Source organism: Nonomuraea sp. NPDC049504 (genome assembly GCF_040676845.1).
In the GTDB taxonomy this organism is placed as follows: Bacteria; Actinomycetota; Actinomycetes; order Streptosporangiales; family Streptosporangiaceae; genus Nonomuraea; species Nonomuraea salmonea.
The window spans coordinates 1-21205 of sequence record NZ_JBFAPT010000042.1 but is presented as its reverse complement, the minus strand read 5'-3'; the positions used below and the strand labels follow the sequence as shown (position 1 = coordinate 21205).

The following is a 21205-nucleotide window of genomic DNA, read 5'->3' as shown; positions in this document are numbered from 1 at the left end:
ATAACTACCAGATTCCGGCAGTGGACTCTTGACCCGCCAACGAAAGCGGGTATAAACACAGAGGAAACCAACTCGAAACGGCGGTGAATCAACATCATGTACGCCGAGGAGCGGCAGCAGGAGATCCTGCGACGTGCGCGGGCCGCGGGCCGCGTCGACGTGGTGACGCTGGCCGCCGAGCTCGACGTGACCACCGAGACGATCCGCCGCGACCTGACGTCGCTGGAGCGGGCCGGCGTGCTGCGCCGCGTGCACGGGGGCGCGATCCCCGTGGAGCGGCTCGGCTTCGAGCCCGCGCTCGCCACCCGCGACGAGGTCATGACGGCCGAGAAGGAACGCATCGCCAAGGCCGCGCTGGCCGAGCTGCCCGAGGACGGCTCGATCATCATCGACGCCGGCACCACCACGGGCCGCCTGGTGAAGGTGCTGCCCGCCGACCGGGAGCTGACGGTGGTGGTCAACTCACCGCCGCTGGCGACCGCGCTGGCCGCCCGCGCCAACCTGCACGTGATCATGCTGGGCGGCCGGTTGCGCGGCAAGACGCTGGCCACCGTGGACGACTGGGCGCTGACCCCGCTGGCCACGCTCAACGTGGACGTCGCGTTCATGGCGACCAACGGCTGCTCGCTGACCCGCGGCCTGACCACCCCCGACCCCGCGGAGGCCGCGATCAAGCGTGCGATGGTCAAGGCCGCGCAGCGCAGCGTGCTGCTGGCCGACCACACCAAGTTCGGCAACACCTACCTGGCCACGTTCGCCGATCTGAGCGAGATCGACGTGGTGATCACCGACACCGGGCTGGACGTGGCGCAGGCCGCCGACGTGGCGGCCGCCGGTCCGGAGGTGATCAGGGCGTGATCCTCACCCTGACGCTCAACCCCAGCCTCGACCGCACGATCGAGATCTCCTCGCTCGACAGGGGCGCGGTCATCCGCGCCGCCGCGGCCCGCCTCGACCCCGGCGGCAAGGGGGTCAACGTCTCGCGCGCGCTGCTGGCCAACGCGGTGGCGAGCCGGGCGGTGGTGCCGTACGGCGGCGACGAGGGCAGGCAGCTCGTCCGCCTGCTGGCCGCCGAGGGCCTCGACATGGTGACCGTGCCGGTGGCCGGCGCGACCAGGTCCAACGTCACGCTCGCCGAGCCCGACGGCACCGTCACCAAGGTCAACGAGCCGGGCACGGCGCTGTCACCGGCCGAGCTCGACACGATCGCCGAGGCCGTGCTGGACGCCGCGCACTCCGGCGGCCAGGGCGCCGACTGGGTGGTCGCCTCCGGCAGCCTGCCGCCCGAGGTGCCCGCCGACGTCTACGCGCTGCTGTGCCGCCGCTTCGCCGGGGCCGGCATCAACGTCGCGGTCGACACCAGCGGGCCCGCGCTGTCGTGCGCGCTGCCCGCCGCTCCCACGCTGGTCAAGCCCAACCTGGAGGAGCTTTCGGCGGCCACCGGCCTGCCGATCAGGCGGCTCGGCGACGTGGTCGCGGCCGCGGGCGAGCTGCGTGCGGCGGGGGCCCGTACGGTGCTGGCCAGTCTCGGCGCCGACGGCGCCGTCCTCGTCGAGGAGTCCGGCGTCTGGTACGGCGAGGCGCCCGCCGCCGTGCCGCGCAGCTCGGTCGGCGCCGGCGACGCCATGCTCGCGGGTTTCCTCGCCGCGGGCGGCACCGGCCCCGACGCACTCACGCAGGCGCTGGCCTGGGGAGCCGCCGCCGTCCAGCAGCCCGGCAGCCGCATGCCGGGCCCCGCCCACATCGACCTCAGCGCCGTCACCGTGTGCCGGCCCGACCCCGACCGTCCGCTCTCCACCGCTGTCCCCGCGGCACTCCCGCAACCCGGCTGATCTCCTGCTCATCCTCCAAAGGAGCACGTCCCATGGCCGACACCTACACTCCCCCGGTCACCGGAACCGGGGTCAAGGCCACCATCCAGCGCATCGGCGGCCATCTGGCCGGCATGATCATGCCGAACATCGGCGCGTTCATCGCCTGGGGTCTGATCACCGCGCTCTTCATCCCCACCGGCTGGCTGCCGAACGAGTCGCTCGCGCAGATGGTCGACCCGATCATCCGCATCCTGCTCCCGGTGCTCATCGCCTACACCGGCGGCCGGATGGTGCACGGTCAGCGCGGAGCCGTCGTCGGTGCGGTCGCGGTGATGGGCGTCGTGGTGGGCACGGAGTCGCCGATGTTCCTCGGCGCCATGATCATCGGCCCGCTCACCGCGCTGATCCTGAAATATGTGGACAAGTTCACGGAGCAGCGGACCAAGGCCGGCTTCGAGATGCTGGTCGACAACTTCTCCGCCGGCATCGTCGGCGGCGCCATGGCCATCGTCGGCTACTACGCCATCGGCCCGATCGTGCAGGCCGTCACCACCGCCGCCGGCAACGCCGTCGAGTGGCTGATCAGCAACAACCTCCTGCCGATCGCCTCGGTGCTGATCGAGCCGGCCAAGGTGCTGTTCCTCAACAACGCCATCAACCACGGCGTGCTCAGCCCGCTCGGCGTCGCCGAGGCCGCCGAGAGCGGCAAATCGATCCTGTTCATGCTGGAGTCGAACCCCGGCCCCGGCCTCGGCCTGCTGCTGGCCTTCCTGCTCTTCGGCCCGCGCGCCATGCGGCCCACCACCCCCGCCGCCATGATCATCCACTTCTTCGGCGGCATCCACGAGATCTACTTCCCGTACGTGCTCATGAAGCCCCGCCTCATCCTGGCCGTCATCGCGGGCGGCGCGGCCGGCGTGTTCACCTTCATGATCACCGGCGCCGGGCTGGTCGCCACCCCGTCGCCCGGCAGCATCTTCGCCTACCTCGCGGTCACCCCCAAGGGCGGCTGGCTCGCCTCCAGCCTGGGGATCCTCGTGGCGACCGGCGTCTCGTTCGCCATCGCCGCCGTCCTGCTCGGCTTCGGCAGGGGCGAGAAGGCCCAGCCAGAAGAGGCCGAGACCGCGCCAACCACCCAGAAGGAGAGCTGAGCCATGGCCGGCATCGACAGCAAGGACATCCACAAGATCATCGTGGCCTGCGACGCGGGCATGGGCAGCAGCGTCATGCTCGCCTCCACGCTCAAGAAGCAGCTCAAGGACACGGGCGTGACCGTCGAGCACACCCCCGTCAACAACATCCCGGACGACGCCGACGTCATCGTCTGCCACTCCGGCCTGGCGGCCCGTGCCAAGGCCGCCGCCCCGGGTAAGGTGCTGATCCCGTTCCAGATCTTCCTCGGCGACCCGGCGGTGACCCGGCTGGTGAACACCATCAAGAACGGCGGCACGGTCGATGCGTGACGACCTGCTCGACCCCCGGGCCGTGCTGCTGCACGAGAGCGCCCCCGACCGCACCGCGGCCATCCGCCGGTGCGGGCGGGCGCTGGTCGAGGTGGGGGCCGTCGAGGAGCCGTACGTGGAGGCGATGCTCGAACGCGAGCAGACGATCTCCACGTACGTCGGCGAGGGCGTCGCCATCCCCCACGGCACCGCCGCCTCCAAGGGCACCGTCAAGCGCGACGCCATCTGCGTGGTGCGCTTCCCGGACGGCGTCGACTGGGACGGCGAGCAGGTGACGCTCTGCGTGGGCATCGCGGCCAAAGACGACGGGCACGTGCCGCTGCTGGCGGCGCTGGCCGACATTCTGCTCGACCCGGAAAGGGCGCGGGCGTTGCGGGAGGCCACCGAGGTCTCCCAGGTTCTCAAGGAGTTGACATGAAGGTCGCGCGTTTCCACGCGCCAGGTGACATCCGGATCGAGGAGGCGCCCGAGCCGGTCGCCGGTCCGGGCGAGCTGAAGATCCGGGTACGCAACTGCTCCACGTGCGGCACCGACAACAAGATCTTCAAGTTCGGCCACCACCACATCGTGCCGCCGCGCGTGATGGGCCACGAGATCGCCGGCGAGGTCGTCGACACCGGCGCCCGTGTGCAGGTGATCGCCGCCATCCCGTGCGGCACCTGCGGCGAGTGCCGGCGCGGGCGGCTCACCGTGTGCCCCAACCAGGAGTCGATGGGCTACCACTACGACGGCGGGTTCGCCGAGTACATGATCGTGCCGGCCAAGGTGCTCGCCGTGGACGGCGTCAACGCCATCCCCGAAGGGGTGGGGTTCGCCGAGGCGTCGGTGGCCGAGCCGCTCGCGTGCGTGCTGAACGGCCAGGAGCTGGCCCGCGTCGGGCCCGGCGACGACGTGGTCGTGATGGGCGCGGGTCCCATCGGCTGCCTGCACGTACGCCTCGCGCGGGCGCGCGGCGCCTCCCGGGTGTTCCTGGTGGACGTCAACGCCGAGCGCCTCGCCATGGCCGCCGAGCTCGTACGTCCCGACGCCGCCATCGACACCGACCCCGTCGAGCAGGTGCTGAAGCTGACCGGCGGGCGCGGCGCGGACGTCGTCATCACCGCCGCCGCCTCGGGCGCCGCCCAGGAGCAGGCGGTGCGCATGGCGGCCAGGCAGGGACGCATCAGCTTCTTCGGCGGGCTGCCCAAGGACAACCCGATCATCTCCCTCGACTCCAACCTGGTCCACTACCGCGAGCTGACCATCGTCGGCGCCAACGGCTCCAGCCCCGCCCACAACGCCCAGGCGCTGAAGCTGGTCGCCGAAGGGTCGGTGGTGGTGTCCGACCTGATCACGCACCGGCTGCCGCTGCCGCGCGTACTGGACGGCATCGACCTGGTCAGCAGGGGCGAGGCCATCAAGGTCACCATCGAGCCCTAGGAGGATCTGCCATGGCACAACGTACGGTGGTCGTGGCCTCGGCCAGCGGCCTGCACGCCCGGCCCGCCAAGCTGTTCGTGCAGGCGGCGGTGAAGGCCGGGGTGCCGGTGACGATCCGCGCCGGGGACAAGGCCGTGCCGGCCAAGAGCATGCTGGGCGTGCTGTCGCTGGGGGCGGTCCAGGGCACGGAGGTCACGCTGGAGGCCGACGGGCCGGGGGCCGAGGAGGCGCTCGACACGCTGGCGGCCCTGCTGTCCCGCGACCTCGACTCGGAAGAGGCCCTCGATGCCTGACACCCCACCGGCCCCCAGCTCCGCCACCGCCCCCGCCGGCGGATCGACGACCTCCGCATCCACCGGCTCCGGACCGGCCACCTCCGGACCCGCCACCTCCGGACCCGCCACCTCCGGACCCGCCACCTCCGGACCCGCCACCTCCGGACCCGCCACCTCCGGACCCGCCACCTCCGGACCGGCGGCCGTTGAGCCGGCCGACGCCGGGCCGATGGGCGGGGAGTCGTGGGTGGGGAGCGCCGGGCGGCTCGCCGGGCTGGGAGTCAGTCAGGGGCGGGCGGCCGGGCCGGTGCTCCGGATGGCGGGACCGCCCGCGTTGCCCGCGCCACGGGCCGTCGGCGACCCCGGCGCGGAGGTGGCCGCGGCCGGCAAGGCGCTGGAGTCGGTGGCCGCGGACCTGAACAGGCGGGCGGCGGAGGCGGGCGGCGAGGCGGCCGAGATCCTGGAGGCCCTCGCCATGATCGCCGACGACCCGATGCTGCGCGAGGACGCCGAGGCCAGGGCCGGGTCGGGCGTGGACGCCGCCCACGCCCTCGACGCCGCCTTCGCCCAGCACCGCGAGGCCCTGGCCGCGCTCGGCGGCTACCTCGCCGAACGCGCCGCCGACCTCGACGACCTCAAGCACCGCGCCATCGCGTCCGTGCTCGGGCTGCCCATGCCGGGCCTGCCCGACCCCGGCCACCCGTACGTGCTGGCCGCCGACGACCTCTCCCCTGCCGACACCGCCGGCCTGAGCGAGGACGTGCTGGCCCTGGTCACCGAGCGCGGCGGCCCCACCAGCCACACCGCGATCCTGGCCCGCGCCCGCGGCCTGCCCGCCGTGGTGGCCTGCAAGGGCGTCATGGACCTGGACGACGGCACCGTCATCGGAGTCGACGGCACCACCGGCGAGATCGCCGTCGGCCTCACCGGCGCGCAGGCGGCCGCCGTCGCCGAGGAAGAGCGGGCGCGCAGGGCCAGGCTCGCCGCCGGCACCGGGCCGGGCAGGACCGCCGACGGCCACCCCGTCAAGCTGCTGCTCAACATCGGCTCCGCCGCCGACCTGCGGCCGGGCGCGGAGGGGGTCGGGCTGTTCAGGACGGAGTTCCTGTTCCTCGACCGCAAGCAGGCGCCGTCGTACGAGGAGCAGGTGGCGGCGTACGCCGACGTGTTCGCGCAGACGGGCAGCGTCATCGTGCGCACCCTCGACGCCGGCACCGACAAGCCGCTGCCCTTCCTCGGCCTCCCGCACGAGGAGAACCCGGCGCTCGGCGTACGCGGGCTACGCGTGGACCGGCTGCTGCCCGACGTCCTCGACACCCAGCTCGACGCCATCGCCGAGGCCGCCCGCCGCACCGGCACCGAGCCCTGGGTGATGGCGCCCATGGTCACCACCATGGCGGAGGCCAGCGCGTTCGCCCGCCAGGCCAGGGCCAAGGGCATCGCGAAGGTGGGCGTCATGATCGAGGTGCCGGCGGCGGCGCTGCGGGCGTCCCGGCTGCTGCAGGAGGTCGACTTCCTCAGCATCGGCACCAACGACCTCGCCCAGTACACCTTCGCCGCCGACCGCCAGCACTCCGCCCTCGCCGACCTCCTCGACCCGCGCCAGCCCGCCCTGCTGGAACTGATCGGGATGTGCGCGAGGGCAGGCCGCGAAGCAGGCAAACCGGTCGGGGTCTGCGGCGAGGCCGCCGGCGACCCCCTCCTCGCCCCCCTGCTGGTGGGGCTGGGGGTGACCAGCCTGTCCATGGCCCCGGTCTGCGTCCCCGCCGTACGCGAAGCCCTGTCCGCCCTGACGCTGGAGGACTGCCGGAAACGCGCCGAAGCCGCCCTGGAGTAAGACGACGATCCAACGGCCCGGCCCGGCTTCTCCAGGCCGGGCCCCAGCCCCCACGTTGTGAACTCCCGTGGGTGGGGAGTTCACAACTGGACCTCAGGCAGAGGGACGTTCGTGGTTCATCGGGAGGAACCGCTCAGAGGCCGCCATCCAGGCCGCGAACACCACACACCCACCCTCGAACGCCACCAGCCGCCCGTCCCAGGCGTCGCCCGGACGTTCGGCACGGGCCGCCGAACGCAGCAGCGCGAGCCCGCCGGCCAGGTTGGCCAGCCCCCACACCAGGTTCACCCCGGGACCGGAACGCCGGCCGGCGAGCGGGGTGAGATGGCGGCGCCCGGTGACGGCCGTGGCCAGGTGGGGAGCGCTGTTGCTCACCATCAGCCCGGCCACGAACGAACGGGCCCGGGGCGAGAACCTCACGATCCCACTTTCCAGCCGTGCAGCTTCATGAGCCGGGCCGCGACCCTGGCGAACCGCTCGCCGTCCAGCACCGCGCCCTCCCGGCGGATGTCGTCCTCGTCGAGCTCGAACACCCGGTCAAGGCGTACGTAGGACACCCGGTCGTCGCGCCCCCACGCGCCCAGCTCCAGCCAGTCGGACCCGTCGTCGCCCTTGCTGGACAGCATCATGCCGAGCAACCGCCGCCCGGTACGCCCCACGACCAGCAACGGCCGATCCTTACCCCGGGACGGGTCCTCTTCGTACGGCACCCACGCCCACACGATCTCCCCCGGATCGGCCAGGCCGTCGAGGTCGGGAGAATAGGCCAGGGTGGCGGTCCCGCGCAGGGAGTGAATCTCACGTACGGCACCCCGGGCAGGGCGGGGGTCCTCACCTAGATCACGCATTGAGGGAGCTTACGACCCAGCCCAACAGAAAATCCACCCACCCCCACACGAACCCCCTCCCCATCCTTCGAGAACTGGTGCCCCACAGCAGGAGGGACCTTGGGTAGCAGCCGCCGCACGAGAGCGGGATGGCAGCCTCGCGGGGCGCCACGGTCGGAGTGACGGACACCGCCGACCAATCAGTCCGCCGGCAGACACCACATACCGCCACAACCCGCCGTCGCATGAGCGGTGGTCACCATCGCTCATACGGCTGACGCCACAACCGCCCTGCCAACGGGCGTGGCCTCGAGACGCCTACCGGTCGGGCAGGGGCGGTGGGGCGGAGGTTCTCAGGGAGTGGGGGTGGTGAGGAGGTGGCGTAAGGCTGTGGGGGTGTGGCCGACGTGGTGGCGGATGGTTCTGGTGAGGTGGGCCTGGTCGGCGAAGCCCAGGTCCGCCGCCAGCTCGGCCAGGCTCGGCGCGCCTTCTTCCAGGCGGTCGAGTGCGCGGCCGACGCGCACTCGGTTGCGGTAGTGGGTCAGGGAGACGCCCAGCTCGCGGGTGAAGGCCCGGCTCAGCTGGTACGGGGACACGCCAAGGTGGGCGGCCAGCGAGGTGAGAGTGGCGGTTTCCTGGATGTCGGCGGCGAAGGCCTCACGGGCCGTGTCGACGATGCGGCTTGTATTGCTTGGTCGGGCTGCATCCCGGGATCCGGGTGGGGTGAGGGCGGCGCGAAGGAGGAGGGTCATGGTCTCGGGCAGCGCGAACGCGATGTCGCCGTCGCGGGCCGCCCGGAGGAGGCGGCGGTGGGCAAGGTCGAGACGGGCGTCCACGTAGAACGCCGGTGCCATCAGCGCCGGTGCCTTGGCGGTGGGCGTGGCGGAGCGGGTGTGGCGACCGGTGCCGTCGTGGAGCGGCATCGCGGCGGTGAGCGTACGCCACAGGCCGGGCGTAAGGGACAGGGACGTGCACACGTCGCCGCCCGCCGGGTGGGCGAAGCGTTCCTCCTCGCCGGGCACCCCGACGTACGCCATCGTCGGGTCACTGACGGCGGCCCGCCCGCGCGTCATCCGCCGGAACACCCCTCGCCGCACCAGCACCACGTGGTAACGGTCGCTCACCTCCGGAGCCGACCAGCCGCGGTGGTCGGCCACGCAGGTCACGGCATCGAGCCGGAACCCCGGCCCCGAGGCCAGACACATGGAGGAGAGCATGCGGGAAACGCTAGCCACCGCCTCCGACATTTCCCGCCCGGCTGCTAGTTCCGCGCATAGCCGGCAACGTCACCACCCTCACCTCCGCCCGGCAGTTCCCCGGAGACGCTGAACGCCTCTGGAGGCGACGGAAGACCTCGAGCGATCGAGGCAGCTGCCAGTGAAGCAGGCAAGAGAACCACTGAGATCCTCCGAACGGCGCAAGGATGTTCAAGACCCTCGTCGTGCCGGCGCGGCAGGCTGGGGCGCATGACAGCGAATCTTTCTTCCATCGTGTTCGACTGCGCCGACCCGGTCGCCCTGGCGGGCTTCTACGCCAAGGCGACCGGGTGGACGCGGACGGACGGTGACGCGGACTTCGTGACGCTCGAGGGTGGGCCCGTGTCCGTGTCGTTCCAGCGGGTCGAGGGCTACCAGGGGCCGGGGTGGCCGAATGGTGGCAAGCACGTGCATCTCGATCTCACCGTGCCCGACGTCGAGGCTGCCAAGAAGGAGCTGGCGGCGCTGGGCGCGGTCGTGCCGGAGTTCCAGCCGGGCGGTGACGGGTGGACGGTGCTGGTCGACCCCGAAGGTCACCCGTTCTGCGTCATGGCCACCGGTTAGGACAGGGAGGCGAAGAACGTCCGCAGGTCGCCGGCCAGCAGGCCGGGGGCCTGGAGGGCGGCGTAGTGGCCGCCCCGGTCGAACTCCGACCAGTGCACCACGTTGTGCACCTGCTCCGCGTAGCGCCGTACGGTCGTGTCGCCGGGGAAGACCGCGATGCCGGTCGGCGTGGGGTCGGGCGCGGCGGGCGGCGCCCAGTCGGGCATGCTCTCCTTGTACAGGCGGCCGGCCGAGCCCGCCGTGCCGGTGAACCAGTAGAGGGCGACGTTGGTGAGGATGTCGTCGGGGGTGAGCCCGCCGGCGTCCTCGCCCCATGAGGCGAACGCGTCCAGGTTCCAGGCGAGCAGCCCGGCGGGCGAGTCGGCGAGGGCGTAGGACAGGGTCTGGGGCCTGGTGCCCTGGATGACGGCGTACCCGGAGACCTTCTCCCACTCACGCACGCCGGCGGCGCGTTCCTGCTCGGCTTCCGTGAGGCCGGCGCCGTCGTCGGTGGGGAAGGCGGTCACGGACGCGTTGAGGTGCACGCCGATGACCCGGCCGGGGGCGGCGCGGCCGACGGCGGCGGAGATGAGCGAGCCGAAGTCGCCGCCCTGCACGCCGTACCGGTCGTAGCCGAGGCGGTCCATCAGCGTGATCCAGGCGGCGGCGACGCGGCGCACGCCCCAGCCGGGCTCCCGGGTGGGGCCGGAGAAGGTGAAGCCGGGGATGGACGGGATGACGAGGTGGAAGTCGCGGCCGAGCGGGCCGGCGAGGTGGGAGAAGTCGGCGAAGGAGCTGGGCCAGCCGTGGGTGAGCAGCAGCGCGGGCGCGTCGGCCCGGTCGCTGCGCACGTGCGCGAAGTGCACGCGCTGGCCGTCGATCTCGGTCGTGTACTGGGGCAGCTTGTTGAGCCTGGCCTCGTGGGCGCGCCAGGAGTAGCCGTCCATCCAGTACGCGGCCAGCTCCCGCACCGCCTCGGGCGGCACGCCGTAGGTCCAGCCGGCCCCGTCGAGCGCGTCGGGCCAGCGGGTCCTGGCGAGCCGTTCGCGCAGGTCGTCGAGCTTGTCCTGGGATATGTCGATGATGTGGTCGTCGATGAGCATGGCAGGGACGGTAGGAGGCGCTCCGGCCGGTTCCCGGCCGCAATGGCGGCGCCGAGGGGCACGACGGCAACCCTGCTCTAGAATCTCATTCTGTGTCGTCAGAGTCAGCGTTTTTCACGCTTAAGCGGGACGAGTTCGTGCCCGCTCCGCACGCCCGTGGCCCCTGGTCCCCCGACATGCTGCACGGCCGCCTGCTCGGCGGCCTCGCCGCCCGCGCGCTCGAACAGCACCACGCCCAGCCCGGGCTGCGCTTCGCCCGGCTGACCGTCGATCTGTTCCGCAACAGCCCGATGCTGCCGGTCACCGTGGAGACGTCCCTGATCAGGGACGGCCGCAGAATCCGCGTGGCGGACGCGACGATCTCCACCGTCCAGGGCGTCATCGCGCGGGCGAGCGCGGTGCTGCTGCGGGAGGGCGAGCAGCCCGACGGCGAGCGCTCGCTCGTCACGCCCGCCTGGGACGAGCCGCCACCTTCGGGCCCGCCCGCCGGGGCGGGCGGGCCCTGGACGCCGCCGTTCGACCTGTGGCGGGTGACGCCGTGGGGCGCTCCAGGGCCGGGCCGGGTGTGGCTGCGCGAGAAGTTTCCGCTGGTGGACGACGAGCCGCTGACCCCGATCGTACGGGCCGCGCTGGCCGCCGACTTCGCCAGCCCGATCAGCAACGCCCAGGCCGACGGCCTGCGGTTCATCAACGCCGACTACACGCTGACGCTGGCCAGGCAGCCGGAGGGCGAGATCGTCGGCATGGAGGGCACCGGCCACCTCAGCGCCGACGGCGTCGCGACCGGCCAGGTGACCGTGCACGACACCGCGGGACCGATCGGCTTCTGCGTGGTGACGGCCCTCGCCAACGGCTCCGCAATGGCGGCACAGGCCGCCCGCACCCGCGGCACGGAGAGCACAAGGCCAGGAGCGCCGCCACGGCCCACCCAGGCATAGCGCCAGGAGCGCCGCCGAAAGGCGCGGCGCCGGCGGCACGACACCGCCCCCGGCCTGCGCACCTGGCTCAAGCGACGGGCCAAGGCCCTGGATGCCGGCTTCGGTGCGGGCCGGACGCGCGGGTCAGGGGGTGGGTCAGACCCGGCGGGAGGCGCTCACCCACATCATCTCTGTCAGAGGGCTACGCCGGACGTTCCGTGCGGTCGCCGGACCAGTCGGTGTGGAAGGTGCCCTCCTTGTCCACCCGGTGGTAGGTGTGCGCGCCGAAGAAGTCGCGCAGTCCCTGCACCAGCGCCGCCGGGAGGCGGTCGCGGCGCAGCCCGTCGTAGTAGGCCAGCGCCGAGGAGAAGCCGGGCGTCGGCACGCCGATCTGCACGGCCGTGGTGACCACGCGCCGCCACGACTCCTGCGCCGCCTCCAGCGCCCCGGCGAACGTCGGGTCGGCCAGCAGCGTCGGCAGGTTCGGGTTCGCGTCGTACGCCGCCCTGATCCGGTCGAGGAACTTGGCCCTGATGATGCAGCCGCCCCGCCAGATGGTGGCCATGGCGCCGAGGTCGAGGTCCCAGCCGTACTCCTTGGAGGCCGCGGCCATCTGGTCGAAGCCCTGGGCGTAGGCGACGATCTTGGAGGCGTACAGGGCTTGGCGGACGTCCTCGATCAGCTCGCGCCCGCCGACGCCGGAAAGGTTCGGGCCGTGCAGCGACCTGGCCGCGGCGCGCTGCTCGGGGTGGCCGGACAGGGCGCGGGCGAACGTCGCCTCCGCGATGCCCGTCACCGGCACGCCCAGGTCGAGGGCGCTCTGCACGGTCCAGCGGCCGGTGCCCTTCTGCTCGGCCTGGTCGACCACGACGTCCACGAACGGCTTGCCGGTCTCGGCGTCGACCTGGTCGAGCACCTCGGCGGTGATCTCGATCAGGTAGGAGTCGAGGTCGCCTCTGTTCCACTCCCTGAACACCTCGGCCAGCTCGGCCGGGGTGGCGCCCAGTGCCTGGCGCAGCAGGTCGTAGGACTCGGCGATGAGCTGCATGTCGGAGTATTCGATGCCGTTGTGCACCATCTTGACGAAGTGCCCGGCGCCGTCGGGGCCGACGTGCACCGAACACGGCACGCCGTCCACCTTGGCCGAGATGTCCTGCAGGATCGGGCCGAGTGCCTCCCACGACTCCTTCGACCCGCCCGGCATGATGCTCGGGCCGAGCAGCGCGCCTTCCTCGCCGCCGGAGATGCCGGTGCCGACGAAGTGCAGGCCGCGCTCGCGCAGCGCCGCCTCGCGGCGGCGGGTGTCCTCGAAGTGGGCGTTGCCGCCGTCGACGATCATGTCGCCCGGCTCCATCAGCTCGGCGAGCTGCTCGATCACCGCGTCGGTGCCGGCGCCCGCCTTCACCATGATGATCGCGCGCCGTGGCCGCTTCAGCGAGGCCACGAAATCGGCCATCTGCTCCGACGGCACGAACGTGCCCTCGGAGCCGAACTCCTTCACCAGCTGCTCGGTGCGGCTGTGGGACCGGTTGTGCACGGCCACGGTGTAGCCGTGCCTGGCCAGGTTCCTGGCCAGGTTGCGCCCCATGGTCGCCAGGCCGGTGACGCCGATGTCTGCCAAGTCCATTAGTCAGCTCCTCTGTGGGGAATACGCATGCTCCAGCTCGGAGGTTCGCAGGGATATTCCCGTCAGTCACTCTGGCGTACGCCGAGCTCGTCGAGCCGGTCCAGCATGTCCGCCGGGTCGGCGTACACCCGGAAAGCCCCCGCGCGCTCCAGCTCGTCCCTGCCATACCCGCCGGACAGCACCCCGATGCCCAGCGCGCCGGCCCGGCGGGCGGCGAGCAGGTCCCAGACGCTGTCACCCACCACCATGGCATGCGCGGGCTCGACGCGGGCCAGCGCCGCACCGGCGAGGAACAGGTCGGGGTCGGGCTTGGCGCGCCGCACCAGGTCACGGGTGACCATCGGCGTGTTCTCCGGCAGCCCGAGCAGGCCGAGCGCGAGCCGCGCCGTACGGGCGTAGCCGCTGGTGCAGATGGCCCACGGCACGCCGCGCGCGCTCAGCTCGGCCAGCAGCTCCGCCGAGCCGGGCAGCGGCCTGACGGAGTGGGCCTGCTGCTCGTACGCCTCGGCGTGGTGGGTCTGCAGCTCGTCGATCTGCTCCTTGGTCAGCTGGAGCCCGGTCTCGCGCAGCAGCGCGCTGACGAACAACCCGCCGCTCATGCCGATGCGGCGGTGGATCCGCCACACCGACAGGTCGATGCCCATGCCGGACAGCGCCTGCCGCCAGGCCACCACGTGCTGGTAGACGCTGTCGATCAGGGTGCCGTCGAGGTCGAAGAGGAACGCCGGCGTGGGCGCCTGCGGGAAGTCACGCATGCGTCCATGACACCATGGCCGACATGCGGATCATCATCGCGGGTGGACACGGGAAGATCGCGTTGCGGCTGGCGGAGCGGCTCAAGTCGGGGGCCGTCGGGCTGGTACGCAACCCGGCGCACGTCGCCGACGTCGAGGCGACCGGCGCGCAGGCCGTCGTGTGCGACCTGGAGCGGGCGAGCGTCGACGAGGTCACCCGGATCGTGGAGGGGGCCGACGCCGTGGTGTTCGCGGCGGGGGCGGGGCCCGGTAGCGGCGCGGCTCGTAAGGACACCGTCGACCGGGCCGCCTCCGTGCTGCTCGCCGACGCGGCCGAGCGGGCCGGGGTGCGGCGCTTCATCCAGATCTCGGGCATCGGGGCCGGCAAACCGGTCGATCCGGAGCGCGACGAGGTGTGGGCCGCGTACATCAAGGCCAAGACGGAGGCGGAGGAGGACCTGCGCCGCCGCGACCTCGACTGGACGATCCTGCGGCCCGGCCGCCTCACCGACGAGCCCGGCACGGGCCTGGTCCGGCTGGAGGCGGAGGTGCCGCCCGGCGCGGTGCCGCGCGACGACGTGGCCGCCGTCATCGTCGCCCTGCTGGCCAACCCGGGCACCGCACGCCAGACCCTCGAACTCGTCTCGGGCGACACCCCGATCATCGACTTCGTCGCAACGGAATGAGAGGAGCGGTCAGTTCGGGAAGACGGCGGCGAGTTCGGGGATGCGGGCGCGGTAGCCGTCGAGCAGGCGGTGCGCGGTCGGTACGGAGTCGACCAGCGGGTGCAGGGCGAACGCCGCAACCGCGAGGCGCGAGGACCCGGTCAGCGCGGCCTCGATGGCGGTCTGCTCCACCTCCTTGACCTGCTGCATCAGCCCGAGGAACCGCCCGGGCAGCGGCCGGGTGGCGAGCGGCCGGACGCCGGAGCCGTCGACGGCGCAGGGGATCTCGACGACGGCGTCATCGGGCAGGCCGGGCACGGCGGCGCCGTTGCGCACGTTGAGGATCATGGTGGCGGGCTCGCCCCTGGCGATGGCTGCCATGAGGGCGAGCGCGATGCCCTCGTACCCGCCGGCCTCCAGGTCCTCGGCTGAGCGCTCGCCGGCGTCGGTGGCCTCGCGCGCCTCCGCCATGTACGACTCGTCCCGCTCCTTGCGGGCCCGCCGCCAGGCGTCGAGCGCGTGGCCGGGCCGCTCGCGCACGGCGGCGTAGAAGCGGCCCTGCTGCTCCAGCAGCGCCTCTCCCCTGGTGGTCCCGGCGCCGGCGGCGACGGCCTGCCGGGCGAAGTAGTAGTAGTACAGGTATTCGTTGGGCAGCGCGCCCAGCACCCGCACCCAGTCGGCGCCGAGCAGCCTGGCCTCCTCGACCTGGTGCAGCGCGGCGTCGTCGGCGAGCAGCGAGGGCAGCACGTCACGGCCGTCGTGCACGAGCCCGCGCAGCCAGCCGAGGTGGTTGAGCCCCACGTAGTCGGGCGAGACGCGGGCGGGGTCGAGCCCGAGCGCGCCGGCGGCCCGCCTGATGAGCCCGATGGGCGAGTCGCAGATGCCGATGACGCGGTCGCCGAGCACGCTGCGCATGGCCTCGGTGATCATGCCGGCGGGATTGGTGAAGTTGATGACCCAGGCGCGGGGCGCGCGGGCGGCGACGCGTTCGGCCACGCGGACGGCGACGGGCACGGTGCGCAGCCCGTACGCGATGCCGCCTGGTCCGGTGGTCTCCTGGCCGACGAGCCCCAGCTCGAGCGCCACCCGTTCGTCGGCGGTGCGCCCGGCCAGGCCGCCCACGCGGATGGCGGAGAAGACGAAGCCGGCTCCGGTGAGCGCGTCGTCGAGGTCGGTGGTGACCCGCACCGCGGGCGGGTCGTCGTGGCCTGCGGCCATGCCGCGCAGCACGTGGGAGATGGCCTCGAGCCGTTCGGGCGAGACGTCGTAGAGCACCACCTCCTCCACCCGGGGCTTGGCGGTGTCGCGCAGGAGCGCGCCGTAGACGAGGGGGACGCGGAAGCCCCCGCCGCCGAGTACGGCCAGTCTCATCCTCAGCCTTTCACGTGAGCAGCACTTCGGCGCCGGCGGCGGCGCAGGCGCGCAGCGTCGCCTCGTCGGCGCCTTCGTTCGTGACCAGCACGTCGACGTCCTCGGGACCGCACACGCGCAGCGCGCCGGTGCCGGGGAACTTGTGCCGGTCGGCCAGCAGCACCACCTGCCCGGCCGCGGCGATCATGGCCCGTTTCAGCGGCACCTCGGCGAGCGTGGTGTCGACGAGCTGCCCGTCGGGGCGTACGCCGCTGGCTCCGAGGAACACCCGGTCGGCGACGACCTGGGCGAGCGCCGCCTCGGTCAGCACGCCGACGAGCGAGTGGTAGGGCCGGCGCACCATGCCGCCGAGCAGCAGCAGCTCGACGGCGGAGTCGGTGCGCAGCGCGTCGAGCACGGCCAGGCTGGAGGTCACCACGGTGACGCGGCGGCCGCGCAGCCTGCGGGCCAGCCGCATGGTGGTCGTGCCGATGTCGAGCAGGACGACGTCGCCGTCGCCGACCAGCTCGGCGGCGCGGGCGGCCACGGCCTCCTTGTCCTGCTCGTCGGTGGCCGCGACCTCGGAGAACGGCCGGTCGGCGTCGGCGTCCACGGTGGCCAGGGCGCCGCCCCTGACGCGCCGCAGGGTGCCGTCGCGGTCGAGCACCTCGAGGTCCCTGCGGATGGTGGACGGGCTCACACCGAGCTGACTGGCGAGATCACGCACGCTCGTGGCGCCCGAGCTGCGGACGCGGCGCATGATCTCGGCATGCCGGAGGCGCTGGAGCACGGCCGGAGTCTAACATTCAAATTCGCGCACAAGTAAGCAGCTTGCGCCAAACAATTGCGCGAGCACTTGCAGAGTACGAGCAAACGTGCAAGATTGCGCAGAACCTGGTGTGTCGAGGAGGACTTATTCCCGTGTCTGTCCAGGCGTACGACCCTCTCGCCGGCGAGCGGACCTCAGAAGGCCCGCAGTTCGATGTCTTCCTGGCCGGCACCGTCTTCCTCGACATCGTCTTCACCGGCCTGCCCGCCATGCCGGCCGCCGGCACGGAGATCTGGGCCGAGGGCATGGGCTCCTGCCCCGGCGGCATCGCCAACCTGGCCATCGCGACGAGCCGGCTGGGGCTGCGCACGTCGCTCGCGGCGGCGTTCGGCGACGACGACTACGGCGACTTCTGCTGGCGCACGCTGGAGGAGCAGGAGTCGGTCGACCTGTCGCGCTCGCGGCGCTTCGAGCACTGGCACTCGCCGGTGACGGTGTCGATGGCGGTGCACCGCGACCGCAGCATGGTGACCCACGGCCATCCCTCGCCGATGCCGGCCAACGAGATGATCGGCAAGCCGCCGCGCTCGCGCGCGGTGATCGCCACGCTCTCCCCCGACGAGCCGCTCGGCTCGCCCGACGCCGCCTGCAACTGGGCCGAGCTGGCCGCCCGCGAGGGCGCGCTGATCTTCGCCGACGTGGGCTGGGACCCGTCGGGCGCGTGGTTGCGCTCGCTGCTCGACCAGCTCGAGTTCTGCCACGCGTTCATGCCGAACGCGACCGAGGCGATGGCCTACACCGGCACCGAGACGCCGCGCGACGCGCTCTACGTGCTCGCCGACAAGGTGCCGCTGGCCGTGGTGACCGACGGCGCCAACGGGGCGATGGCGATCGACTCCTCGACGGGTGAGGAGGCGTTCGTGCCGGCGCCCCGGGTGACGGCGCTCGACCCGACGGGCGCGGGCGACGTGTTCGGCGCCGCGCTCGTGCTGGGCACGCTGTGCCGCTGGCCGCTGAACGACCGGCTGGCGTTCTCGGGGCTGTGCGCGGGGCTCGCGGTGCAGCAGTTCGGCGGCTCGCTGGCGGCGCCGGGCTGGGGCGACATCGCCGACTGGTGGCACGAGGTGCGCGAGACGGCCCCGTACGGCGGCGCGTACGGCAGCTCGCTGGCCCGCCGCTACGCCTTCCTCGACCGGCTGGTGCCCACCGACCCGGTGGGCGCGGTGCGCCGCGCTGCTGCGACCATCGCCAGGTACGCCGACGTGGGCATGACACCCGGCATGACACCCGGCATGACACCCGGCATGACGCCCGGCATGGCACCCCCCGCTTCCGGGCAGCGGCCGGAAGCGCCGCAATCCCCGCCCGAGGATGACGACCCGGACACTCCTCGCGCACCTGTTCATAAGGAGTAACGCATGACCCCCCCGACGCGACGACCGCGCGGCCCGAGAGCATCCGCCCTGCTCGCCGCCGGCGCCCTGACCCTCACCGGGGTCCTGACCGGGTGCGCGCCCGGCTCCTCCGCCCCGCCCGCCTCCCCCTCGGCCCAGCCGTCCGCCTCGGCGGTGCGCACCGACGCCGCCTCGCTCGGCGAGGTCACCCTGACCGTGTGGGACCAGGAGGTCCGCGGCGGCCAGGCGGCCCAGATGGAGCAGCTCAACAAGGCGTTCCAGGCGAAATACCCCAACATCAAGCTCAACCGGGTCTCCCGCTCGTTCGACGACCTCAACACCACGCTGCGCCTGGCGCTGAGCGGCAACGAGCCGCCCGACGTGGTGGAGGCCAACAACGGCCGCTCGTCGATGGGCGCGTTCGTCAAGGCGGGGCAGCTGCTGCCGCTCGACGCGTACGCCGAGGCGTACGGGTGGAAGCAGCGCTACCCCGAGTCGGTGCTGAAGTACTCGCGCTACAGCGCCGACGGCAAGGTGTTCGGCGAGGGCAACCTGTACGGCCTGCCGCAGGTCGGCGAGGTCGTCGGCATCTTCTACAACAAGGCCAAGCTCAAGAAGCTGGGCGTCGAGCCGCCGGCGACGTGGGCCGACCTCGAGTCGGCGCTGGCCGCGGCGAAGGCGGGCGGCGAGGTGCCGCTGCAGTTCGGCAACCTCGACAAGTGGCCCGCCGTGCACGTGTTCGGCACCGTGCAGGGCCGCGAGGTGCCGAAGGACCAGATCGGCACGCTGGCGTTCGGCAAGAAGGGCGCGTCCTGGACCTCGCCGGAGAACGTCAAGGCGGCCGAGCACCTGGTGAGCTGGGTGGACAAGGGCTACTTCGCCAAGGGCTTCAACGGGCAGGGCTACGACGCGTCCTGGCAGGCGTTCGGCAAGGGCCAGGGTGTGTTCCTGATCGCCGGCACCTGGCTGCTCGCCGACCTGGACAAGGCGCTCGGCTCCGACCTGGGCTTCATGCTGCCGCCCGGCGCGGCGGCCGACGCGGCGCCGGTGGCGACGGGCGGCACGGGGCTGCCGTTCGCGGTGACCGCGAAGAGCCCGCATCCCGACGCGGCGGCGGCGTACATCGACTTCATCACCAATGCCGACGCCATGAAGGTGCTCACCGAGACCGGTAACCTGCCGGTCGCCGACACCTCCGCGCAGAGCGTGAAGGAGGGGCCGCAGAAGGACGTCTTCACCGCGTTCGGCACGGCCACCGAGAAGGACGGGCTGGTGCCGTACCTCGACTACGCCACCCCCACCTTCGCCGACACGCTGGGCGCGGCGCTGCAGGACCTGCTCGCGAAGAAGGCCACGCCGCAGGAGTTCCTGCAGACACTGGAGAAGGACTACACGGCGTTCACCGAGAGCAACGGAGGATGACCAGTCCGCCCGGAGAGCCCCGCCGCGTCGCCTACCTGTACATCCTGCCCGCCTTCGCCATCTATGCGGCGTTCCTGCTCTGGCCGATCGGGCGGGCCGTGCAGTTCTCCCTCTACGACTGGGACGGGCTGAGCGTCGGCACGTGGGCGGGGCTGGACAACTACCTCGCGATCGTGGCCGACGAGGGGCTGCGCGGGGCGTTCGGGCACGCGCTGGTGCTCATCGTCTTCTACTCGGTGTTCCCGCTGGTCATCGGGCTGGCGCTGGCCGCGATACTCAACCACGCCAAGGTGCGCGGGCTCGCCTTCTTCCGCACGGTGGTGTTCCTGCCGCAGGTCATCGCGATGGTCGTGGTGGCAGTGGTCTGGCGGCGGGTGTACGCCCCCGACGGCTCGCTCAACTCGCTGCTGAGCGCGCTCGGGCTGGACGCGCTGACCCGCGGCTGGCTGGGCGACTACGCCTTCGCGCTGCCCGCCGTCGGCGTGGTGGGCACCTGGTTCGAGACGGGCCTGGTGACGGTGCTGCTGCTGGCCGGGATGAGCCGGGTGCCCGCCGACCTGTACGAGGCGGCCCGCCTCGACGGGGCTGGCGCGGTGCGCGAGTTCTTCTCGGTCACGCTGCCGTCGGTGCGCGCGGAGATCGCGGTCGCGCTGACGCTGACGATGATCGCCGCGCTGCGCACGTTCGACCTGGTGTACGTCACCACCCGCGGCGGCCCCGGCGAGTCCACCTCGGTTCCGTCGTACGAGGTCTACCACCGGGCCTTCGGCCTGGGCCAGGTCGGGTCGGCGGCGGCCATCGGCGTCACGCTGACGGTGCTCATCTTCGTCGTGTCGTTCGGCGTGAACCGGTTCGCGGACAGGAGGCTGACGTGATCTCGCGCGGTGAGCGGGTGGCGAACTACGTCATCCTGTCGGTGTTCGCCGCGTTCGCGCTCTACCCGATCGTGGTGATCCTGTCGGCCGCGCTCGGCCCCGCCGACAGCGGCGACACCTCCGGCCTGGCGAACTTCGCGGCGGCCTGGGACATCGGCCACTTCGGCTCCTACCTGCGCACCAGCCTCGCGGTGTCGGCGTTCACGGTGGTGGTGAGCGTGGTCCTGTCGATCATGAGCGGCTACGCCTTCGGCACCATGCGCTTCCGCGGCAGGACGGCGCTGTTCTACCTGTTCATGCTGGGCATCATGATGCCCAGCGAGGCGGTGGCGGTGCCGCTCTACTTCGACCTGCGCTCGCTGGGGCTCATCGACACGTTCTGGTCGATCACGCTGCCGCAGGTCGCGATGTCGGTGGCGTTCGGGACGTTCTGGATGCGGGCCTACTTCCTGGCCTCCAACCGGGCGATCGTCGAGGCCGCGCGCATCGACGGGGCGTCGAGCTGGCGGGTGCTGTGGCAGGTGCTGCTGCCGCCGGCCAGGCCCGCGATCGTCACGCTGACGCTGCTGGTGTTCATGTGGACGTGGAACGAGTTCCTCATCCCGCTGATCATGGTGACCAGCGAGTCGCTGCGTACGGCGCCGCTCGGGCTGGCCTTCTTCCAGGGCCAGTACACCTCCGGCTTCACGCTGCTCGCGGCCGGGTCGGTCATCGTCGCGACGCCCGTCGTCATCTTCTACCTGTTCCTCCAGCGCCACTTCGTCCGCGGACTGCTTCAGGGGGCGGTCCGCGAGTAACCGTTCGGAGAATCTCAGTGATCCTCTTGCCTGCTTCGCTGGCATCTGCCTCGAGTGCTCGAGGTCTTACGTCGCCTCCACAGGCGTTTAGCGTCTCCGGGGAACTGCCCGGCGACGT

23 protein-coding genes are annotated in these 21205 nt (G+C 72.2%); 15 read left to right on the top strand and 8 right to left on the bottom strand.

Annotated features, from left to right (window positions below; all coding sequences use genetic code 11):
- Nucleotides 1-96: 96 nt before the first annotated feature.
- Genes AB0K28_RS46625 through ptsP form a run of 8 tightly spaced genes read left to right on the top strand, consistent with a single transcriptional unit; the run spans nucleotide 97 to nucleotide 6808 of the window.
- Complete coding sequence (locus AB0K28_RS46625; protein WP_345403327.1) at nucleotides 97-858, top strand: DeoR/GlpR family DNA-binding transcription regulator; 762 nt, start codon at nucleotides 97-99, stop codon at nucleotides 856-858.
- The gene (gene pfkB / locus AB0K28_RS46620) at nucleotides 855-1832 is read left to right on the top strand and encodes a 1-phosphofructokinase (protein ID WP_364383706.1); all 978 of its coding nucleotides are present in this window, start codon (nucleotides 855-857) and stop codon (nucleotides 1830-1832) included. The genes AB0K28_RS46625 and pfkB overlap by 4 nt, the downstream gene beginning before the upstream one ends.
- A 32-nt stretch (nucleotides 1833-1864) precedes the next feature.
- Nucleotides 1865-2965, top strand: a complete 1101-nt coding sequence (locus tag AB0K28_RS46615) for a PTS mannitol transporter subunit IICB (protein WP_364383703.1) — start codon at nucleotides 1865-1867, stop codon at nucleotides 2963-2965.
- Between the two features lie 3 nt (nucleotides 2966-2968).
- Entirely contained in the window at nucleotides 2969-3277 is a 309-nt protein-coding gene (locus AB0K28_RS46610) for a PTS lactose transporter subunit IIB (RefSeq protein ID WP_355422895.1), read from the top strand.
- Nucleotides 3270-3695, top strand: a complete 426-nt coding sequence (locus AB0K28_RS46605) for a PTS sugar transporter subunit IIA (protein WP_364383699.1) — start codon at nucleotides 3270-3272, stop codon at nucleotides 3693-3695. The genes AB0K28_RS46610 and AB0K28_RS46605 overlap by 8 nt, the downstream gene beginning before the upstream one ends.
- Nucleotides 3692-4696: a zinc-dependent dehydrogenase gene (locus AB0K28_RS46600; RefSeq protein ID WP_345403312.1), complete on the top strand. Its 1005-nt coding sequence runs from the start codon at nucleotides 3692-3694 to the stop codon at nucleotides 4694-4696. The genes AB0K28_RS46605 and AB0K28_RS46600 overlap by 4 nt, the downstream gene beginning before the upstream one ends.
- A gap of 11 nt (nucleotides 4697-4707) precedes the next feature.
- The gene (locus AB0K28_RS46595) at nucleotides 4708-4989 is read left to right on the top strand and encodes an HPr family phosphocarrier protein (protein WP_364383695.1); all 282 of its coding nucleotides are present in this window, start codon (nucleotides 4708-4710) and stop codon (nucleotides 4987-4989) included.
- The gene (ptsP, locus tag AB0K28_RS46590) at nucleotides 4982-6808 is read left to right on the top strand and encodes a phosphoenolpyruvate--protein phosphotransferase (protein WP_364383692.1); all 1827 of its coding nucleotides are present in this window, start codon (nucleotides 4982-4984) and stop codon (nucleotides 6806-6808) included. Before AB0K28_RS46595 ends, ptsP begins: the two co-directional genes overlap by 8 nt.
- Before the next feature lie 93 nt (nucleotides 6809-6901).
- On the opposite strand, the gene AB0K28_RS46585 is transcribed toward ptsP, so the two are convergent.
- The 3 genes from AB0K28_RS46585 to AB0K28_RS46575 all read right to left on the bottom strand — a co-directional run bounded on the left by AB0K28_RS46585 (nucleotide 6902) and on the right by AB0K28_RS46575 (nucleotide 8852).
- A complete protein-coding gene (locus tag AB0K28_RS46585) occupies nucleotides 6902-7228 on the bottom strand; it encodes a hypothetical protein (RefSeq protein ID WP_345403303.1) in 327 nt (108 codons plus the stop codon).
- Entirely contained in the window at nucleotides 7225-7656 is a 432-nt protein-coding gene (locus AB0K28_RS46580; protein ID WP_364383688.1) for a type II toxin-antitoxin system PemK/MazF family toxin, read from the bottom strand. Before AB0K28_RS46580 ends, AB0K28_RS46585 begins: the two co-directional genes overlap by 4 nt.
- A 332-nt stretch (nucleotides 7657-7988) precedes the next feature.
- Complete coding sequence (locus tag AB0K28_RS46575; RefSeq protein WP_364383685.1) at nucleotides 7989-8852, bottom strand: AraC family transcriptional regulator; 864 nt, start codon at nucleotides 8850-8852, stop codon at nucleotides 7989-7991.
- 249 nt (nucleotides 8853-9101) lie between these two features.
- On the opposite strand from AB0K28_RS46575, the gene AB0K28_RS46570 reads away from it, so the two are divergent.
- On the top strand, nucleotides 9102-9455 hold the full coding sequence (locus tag AB0K28_RS46570; protein ID WP_345409761.1) for a VOC family protein: 354 nt from the start codon (nucleotides 9102-9104) through the stop codon (nucleotides 9453-9455).
- Here the strand turns inward: AB0K28_RS46570 and AB0K28_RS46565 are convergent.
- Nucleotides 9452-10537, bottom strand: a complete 1086-nt coding sequence (locus tag AB0K28_RS46565) for an epoxide hydrolase family protein (protein WP_364383682.1) — start codon at nucleotides 10535-10537, stop codon at nucleotides 9452-9454. The genes AB0K28_RS46570 and AB0K28_RS46565 overlap by 4 nt on opposite strands.
- A gap of 137 nt (nucleotides 10538-10674) precedes the next feature.
- Between AB0K28_RS46565 and AB0K28_RS46560 the strand changes: the two genes are divergently transcribed.
- Nucleotides 10675-11475, top strand: a complete 801-nt coding sequence (locus AB0K28_RS46560; protein WP_364383679.1) for an acyl-CoA thioesterase domain-containing protein — start codon at nucleotides 10675-10677, stop codon at nucleotides 11473-11475.
- 181 nt (nucleotides 11476-11656) lie between these two features.
- Here the strand turns inward: AB0K28_RS46560 and gndA are convergent, their stop codons facing one another.
- Together gndA and AB0K28_RS46550 are read right to left on the bottom strand one after the other, a co-directional pair.
- A complete protein-coding gene (gndA, locus tag AB0K28_RS46555) occupies nucleotides 11657-13081 on the bottom strand; it encodes an NADP-dependent phosphogluconate dehydrogenase (protein ID WP_345403296.1) in 1425 nt (474 codons plus the stop codon).
- A 62-nt stretch (nucleotides 13082-13143) separates the two neighbouring features.
- A complete protein-coding gene (locus AB0K28_RS46550) occupies nucleotides 13144-13836 on the bottom strand; it encodes an HAD family hydrolase (RefSeq protein ID WP_345403294.1) in 693 nt (230 codons plus the stop codon).
- A 23-nt stretch (nucleotides 13837-13859) separates the two neighbouring features.
- Here AB0K28_RS46550 and AB0K28_RS46545 point away from each other — a divergent pair, with 23 nt between their 5' ends.
- Nucleotides 13860-14501: an SDR family oxidoreductase gene (locus tag AB0K28_RS46545; RefSeq protein WP_364383675.1), complete on the top strand. Its 642-nt coding sequence runs from the start codon at nucleotides 13860-13862 to the stop codon at nucleotides 14499-14501.
- Between the two features lie 9 nt (nucleotides 14502-14510).
- Here the strand turns inward: AB0K28_RS46545 and AB0K28_RS46540 are convergent, their stop codons facing one another.
- Together AB0K28_RS46540 and AB0K28_RS46535 are read right to left on the bottom strand one after the other, a co-directional pair.
- Complete coding sequence (locus AB0K28_RS46540; protein ID WP_364383672.1) at nucleotides 14511-15851, bottom strand: 6-phospho-beta-glucosidase; 1341 nt, start codon at nucleotides 15849-15851, stop codon at nucleotides 14511-14513.
- Between the two features lie 10 nt (nucleotides 15852-15861).
- A complete protein-coding gene (locus tag AB0K28_RS46535) occupies nucleotides 15862-16620 on the bottom strand; it encodes a DeoR/GlpR family DNA-binding transcription regulator (protein WP_345403288.1) in 759 nt (252 codons plus the stop codon).
- A 131-nt stretch (nucleotides 16621-16751) separates the two neighbouring features.
- Between AB0K28_RS46535 and AB0K28_RS46530 the strand changes: the two genes are divergently transcribed.
- The 4 genes from AB0K28_RS46530 to AB0K28_RS46515 are packed head-to-tail and all read left to right on the top strand — an operon-like array spanning nucleotide 16752 to nucleotide 21087.
- Entirely contained in the window at nucleotides 16752-18014 is a 1263-nt protein-coding gene (locus AB0K28_RS46530; RefSeq protein WP_364383669.1) for a PfkB family carbohydrate kinase, read from the top strand.
- 3 nt (nucleotides 18015-18017) lie between these two features.
- On the top strand, nucleotides 18018-19415 hold the full coding sequence (locus AB0K28_RS46525) for an extracellular solute-binding protein (RefSeq protein ID WP_364383666.1): 1398 nt from the start codon (nucleotides 18018-18020) through the stop codon (nucleotides 19413-19415).
- Nucleotides 19412-20290 (top strand): sugar ABC transporter permease, encoded by an 879-nt coding sequence (locus tag AB0K28_RS46520; protein ID WP_364383663.1) that lies wholly within the window; start codon nucleotides 19412-19414, stop codon nucleotides 20288-20290. Before AB0K28_RS46525 ends, AB0K28_RS46520 begins: the two co-directional genes overlap by 4 nt.
- The gene (locus AB0K28_RS46515; RefSeq protein ID WP_364383660.1) at nucleotides 20287-21087 is read left to right on the top strand and encodes a carbohydrate ABC transporter permease; all 801 of its coding nucleotides are present in this window, start codon (nucleotides 20287-20289) and stop codon (nucleotides 21085-21087) included. Before AB0K28_RS46520 ends, AB0K28_RS46515 begins: the two co-directional genes overlap by 4 nt.
- The last annotated feature ends 118 nt before the right edge of the window (nucleotides 21088-21205 follow it).

Bases quoted from the DNA above. Each gene is read 5' to 3' on its own strand.
- AB0K28_RS46625 (WP_345403327.1), top strand. From the start codon at position 97: ATGTACGCCGAGGAGCGGCAGCAGGAGATCCTGCGACGTGCGCGGGCC.
- AB0K28_RS46615 (WP_364383703.1), top strand. From the start codon at position 1,865: ATGGCCGACACCTACACTCCCCCGGTCACCGGAACCGGGGTCAAGGCC.
- AB0K28_RS46610 (WP_355422895.1), top strand. From the start codon at position 2,969: ATGGCCGGCATCGACAGCAAGGACATCCACAAGATCATCGTGGCCTGC.
- AB0K28_RS46605 (WP_364383699.1), top strand. From the start codon at position 3,270: ATGCGTGACGACCTGCTCGACCCCCGGGCCGTGCTGCTGCACGAGAGC.
- AB0K28_RS46600 (WP_345403312.1), top strand. From the start codon at position 3,692: ATGAAGGTCGCGCGTTTCCACGCGCCAGGTGACATCCGGATCGAGGAG.
- AB0K28_RS46595 (WP_364383695.1), top strand. From the start codon at position 4,708: ATGGCACAACGTACGGTGGTCGTGGCCTCGGCCAGCGGCCTGCACGCC.
- ptsP (WP_364383692.1), top strand. From the start codon at position 4,982: ATGCCTGACACCCCACCGGCCCCCAGCTCCGCCACCGCCCCCGCCGGC.
- AB0K28_RS46580 (WP_364383688.1), bottom strand. From the start codon at position 7,656: ATGCGTGATCTAGGTGAGGACCCCCGCCCTGCCCGGGGTGCCGTACGT.
- AB0K28_RS46575 (WP_364383685.1), bottom strand. From the start codon at position 8,852: ATGCTCTCCTCCATGTGTCTGGCCTCGGGGCCGGGGTTCCGGCTCGAT.
- AB0K28_RS46570 (WP_345409761.1), top strand. From the start codon at position 9,102: ATGACAGCGAATCTTTCTTCCATCGTGTTCGACTGCGCCGACCCGGTC.
- AB0K28_RS46565 (WP_364383682.1), bottom strand. From the start codon at position 10,537: ATGCTCATCGACGACCACATCATCGACATATCCCAGGACAAGCTCGAC.
- gndA (WP_345403296.1), bottom strand. From the start codon at position 13,081: ATGGACTTGGCAGACATCGGCGTCACCGGCCTGGCGACCATGGGGCGC.
- AB0K28_RS46550 (WP_345403294.1), bottom strand. From the start codon at position 13,836: ATGCGTGACTTCCCGCAGGCGCCCACGCCGGCGTTCCTCTTCGACCTC.
- AB0K28_RS46545 (WP_364383675.1), top strand. From the start codon at position 13,860: ATGCGGATCATCATCGCGGGTGGACACGGGAAGATCGCGTTGCGGCTG.
- AB0K28_RS46540 (WP_364383672.1), bottom strand. From the start codon at position 15,851: ATGAGACTGGCCGTACTCGGCGGCGGGGGCTTCCGCGTCCCCCTCGTC.
- AB0K28_RS46525 (WP_364383666.1), top strand. From the start codon at position 18,018: ATGACCCCCCCGACGCGACGACCGCGCGGCCCGAGAGCATCCGCCCTG.
- AB0K28_RS46520 (WP_364383663.1), top strand. From the start codon at position 19,412: ATGACCAGTCCGCCCGGAGAGCCCCGCCGCGTCGCCTACCTGTACATC.